This is a genomic window from Roseomonas acroporae, assembly GCF_023223525.1.
Taxonomy (GTDB): Bacteria; Pseudomonadota; Alphaproteobacteria; order Acetobacterales; family Acetobacteraceae; genus Roseomonas_E; species Roseomonas_E acroporae.
In genome coordinates, this window is sequence record NZ_JALPRX010000226.1 from 1 (window position 1) to 795 (window position 795).

Consider the following 795-nt stretch of genomic DNA (forward strand, 5'->3'; position numbering starts at 1 on the left):
GAGCGGATCTCCACGCGCCATTCGCCGCGGGCGCCATGCGTGTCATCCGCGTTGACCCACTCAACGGCCACAGGGCTCCAGGCGTACGGCAGACAGCCAATGGCCGTGACGCGTCGGCTGGAGTAGCCACGGCGGGGCACCCACACCTGCCCGACCCGCAGCTCCACGGGCCCGCTCACCGCCGCCCCTCCCGCATCCCGGCCGGCGGGGTGGGGATGACGACCACCTCGCCCACCTTACCCCCCTTTCCTATACCCCCCGTGTGTGTGTGGTAGGAGTTATAGGGAACGGTGGTCGAGGTGGCCGAGGTGGGAAAAACGGCTGATTTCCGCGCCTTTCCGCGTGACCACCTCTGCGGGCACAGGTGGTCATTTCGTGAGGTGGTCACGGGCGAGGTGGTCATTCCTGCCGAGGTCGTCATTCCTGCGCCTCCTTGATCCAGTAGCGGCTGCCGGCGGTGCGTTCGCGTTTCCAGCCCTCGCCCTTGAGGATCCCGGCGACGCGCATCTGCGCTGCCTTGTTCTGCTGGGCGATGGGGATCTCGAGGACGTGGCCGAGCAGTTCCGCGGTGGTGACGCGGCTTCGCCCGAGGATGGAGCCGCGCACCTTGTCGCCCCAGGCGTCCACGATCAGGCGGGCGGCCTGTTCGGTCGCGGCTCCCTGCTGCGCCGGCTCCTCGCTGAGCCACCACGCTTCGCCTGCCGCCTCACGGGCTGCCGCCTCGGCCCATAGCTGGTTTCGCCACTCGCGGATCCAGGGCACGTCGGCATGGCGACAGGCGAGTGGCCAGAACCG

1 protein-coding gene is annotated in these 795 nt (G+C 69.2%); it reads right to left on the reverse strand.

All coding sequences use genetic code 11. From position 1 onward, the window contains the following. Positions 1 to 417: 417 nt before the first annotated feature. A partial coding sequence (locus M0638_RS28150; RefSeq protein ID WP_282572356.1) for a VapE domain-containing protein occupies positions 418 to 795 on the reverse strand: 378 nt, incomplete at its 5' end.